Consider the following 2,860-nt stretch of genomic DNA (forward strand, 5'->3'; position numbering starts at 1 on the left):
AACTTCGGCCTCAACCACCTCGACATCGTTCGCGGTGTAAACTTCCAGCCCATTTCTCAGGTCGGCAGGGTTCCCAAGAAGGAGCGCCAGAGGTTTAGGATAACTATTCCTGGAGCTATAAAGCGCATAGAGGAGCAGACAAACGGCGTTATAGCTATGGAGGACTGGTATCCGATTCCGATAGCAGGCCATATAGCGCGCTTCTTCGAGGCCTTCGCTGGAAAGCGCTACTACATGACCAGCCACTTTGCCTGTGGTGCGGCAACCTACGTCTTCCTCGACCGCGAGAACAAGCGCGTCGTCCCGATTCCGCGCTTCATCGACGTTGAGGGCTTCGTTGAGTTCCTCGAGGAGAAGGCCGAAGAGATAGAGCAGTGGAAGACGCTTGGAAAGCTCAAGAAGCTCAAGCTCGGGGCGGAGATATTCCTCAAGTTCAAGAGCTTCTACGACGAGAAGTACGCACCGAAGGGGCTGGACGTTCTTGGCCTCATAAAGAACGCCTTCGTTCACGGCACCTATGATGCCCTCGGCAAGTTCCACGAGAACGCGCTCTTCATAGGAATGATGCACTTCATGGACGAGTACAACTACGATGTCGAGAGGGTTGAGCGCTGTGTAATTCATTACGCCATGCCCGACGGCAGGATAGTGCCCTTCTGTACCTTCAATGTAATACCTGAAATCTACCGCGACAAGGTTCAGGCGCAGTTCAGCTACAGCTGGGAAGAGTGGAAGGCCCTTCACCCCGACTGGGACTACAAGAAGGACAAGTACTTCAGGAGCAAGGAGTTCGTCGAGAAGATGAAGAACAGCGAGCTTTACAGGAAGACCTACATAGACATCGAGGACTACTTTGGACTCGCGAGGGAGTGAGGGGGTGGTCGAATGGTAGTTGGTTCCGATAAGAGGCTCACCCGGCTTGAGCTTGAATTCGATAAGGGGAACTGGGAATTAACGACTGCAAAGCAGTACGAGCTCCTGACGAAGGCTGAGGTCTGGAGGGCTTTCCTCAACAGCTACACTGGGAAGGGCTTCGTGGTCTTCGACGAGGAGGCCCTGTCGAGGGAGAAAATCCTCGAAACCCTGAAGGAGCTCAACGCAAAGGTCGTTGCCGAGAAAAAGTTGACCGTTAGTGAACTCATAGAGTCCAGTTACTCTTGGAACAACGTGCTTGAAAGAAGCTGATTTCATCCTTTTCTCCCCTCCTTATGTTGTAATCACCTACACAACCCACTACACAAAAGTGATTTAACTTTTAACGCCGTAACTTCCCCAGGCGTAGTTGAGATTATGGGGGTGGGCGCGGTGCAATTCCGCAAAAAGATACTCCTGACAATGGTAGTAGCTGTTCTGGTCACTCTCCTCCTCGGTTCAACGATAGTCGGCTACTACACGATGAGGATGAAGGACCAGGTCCACACTGTTCTAAATGAACAGCTAAACGACCAGTTGCCGAAGATGATGGCAGAGGGCATTCAGAAGCCTATTGAAGAGGAGGCCGGGACGATTTCTGTTGGCGCGGCCAAGCTTGGTGCGAAGCTCTTCGATGATTATTTTGACAAGATGCGAATGATGGGAAAGGTTGCAATAGAGGCCGTTGAGGTTGCTTACGGCAACTATCCTCCAAACAGCGACCAGTTCAGGGCTTTTCTTCTGAACCGATTCAGGGCCGTTAAGAACCTCGACCCGAACGTCGCTTACGTGTACTTCGGAAGCGCCGACGGTAACATGTACATGTGGCCTGACGAACCCCTTCCTGAAGGCTACGACCCGAGGAAGAGACCCTGGTATCAGGAGGCCGTCGCGAAGAACGGCCCCGTCTGGACTGAACCCTACAAGGACGCCTCAACTGGGAAGTGGATTGTCACTTATTCTGAACCTATTTATGTCAACGGCAAGCTCGTCGGCGTCATAGGCGTTGACGTCTTTGTATCCACCCTCATTGAGCAGGCCAAGGAGATAAAGATTGGCCAGAGTGGTTACATAGCGATAATAAACAAGGCTGGAACCGTTATAGTCCACCCCAACGAGAGCCTTGTTCAGAAGCTGAACATCAACGACGTTGACTCCCTCAAGCCGATAGCGGACGTCCTCAAGGAGGGTAAAGACGAAGGATGGGTCGTTTACGAGTTCCAGGGAATTGAGAAGGTCGCCGGCTACAAGAGGATGAAGACCACCGGCTGGATAGTACTCGCAGTGGTTCCGCTCCACGAGCTAACGGACCCGCTGACGAACTCAATCCAGGGGATTTTAAAGCAGAGCACGGAGGAGATAACGGCGCAGATTTTTTCAACCCTTGACAGCGCAATCAGGGATTCAATGTTTGGCTCGCTCATTGCGGCAATTATTGGTCTTCTCATGATAGTCCTTGCCTACAAGGTTCTCAACGACACGCTCAAACCGCTGGAGCACCTCCGGGACGTGGCTCAGGCCCTTGCCGAGGGCAGGCTGAGTGAGGTTAACAGCAAGCTCAAGCAGATTCGGTACCTTGAGGACGATGAGATTGGTGCGCTCATCAAGGCCTTCGAGGCCGTAGGAAAGGACCTGGTTGGTACTCTGAACACGATAGCGGCCAAGCTTGAGCGTTTGGCTGAAGGCGACCTGAGCAACGGCCTCAGCATGGAGGCCAAGGGTGAGCTCAGGGAAATCCTTGAAGACCTCCGCGACACAACCCACAAGCTCAAGGGCCTAATCGGGGAGATAGTCGAGGTCACGAACGAGCTTGAAAAGAAGGCCAACGTTCTCGCCAAAATAGCAAGCGACGTCACTGAGGCTATTAATCAGGTTAATGAGGCCGTCCAGCAGGTTAGTATTGAAGCCCAGCGCCAGCAGGAGCACATCAACGAGATTACCGAGGGAA

General features: G+C 52.7%; 2 protein-coding genes and 1 pseudogene. All 3 read left to right on the forward strand.

What is annotated here, in order from left to right:
• Positions 1-873 (forward strand): annotated as a pseudogene (locus MVO87_RS09385) (tetraether lipid synthase Tes); the annotation flags it as partial.
• A 12-nt stretch (positions 874-885) separates the two neighbouring features.
• Positions 886-1,185, forward strand: coding sequence for a DUF3213 domain-containing protein (locus MVO87_RS09390; RefSeq protein WP_297515887.1), 300 nt, complete (start codon positions 886-888; stop codon positions 1,183-1,185).
• Positions 1,186-1,305: 120 nt separating this feature from the next.
• Positions 1,306-2,860 (forward strand): PDC sensor domain-containing protein (locus tag MVO87_RS09395; RefSeq protein WP_297552966.1); only part of this gene is annotated, 1,555 nt, incomplete at its 3' end.

Source organism: Thermococcus sp. (genome assembly GCF_027063845.1).
GTDB lineage: Archaea > Methanobacteriota_B > Thermococci > Thermococcales > Thermococcaceae > Thermococcus.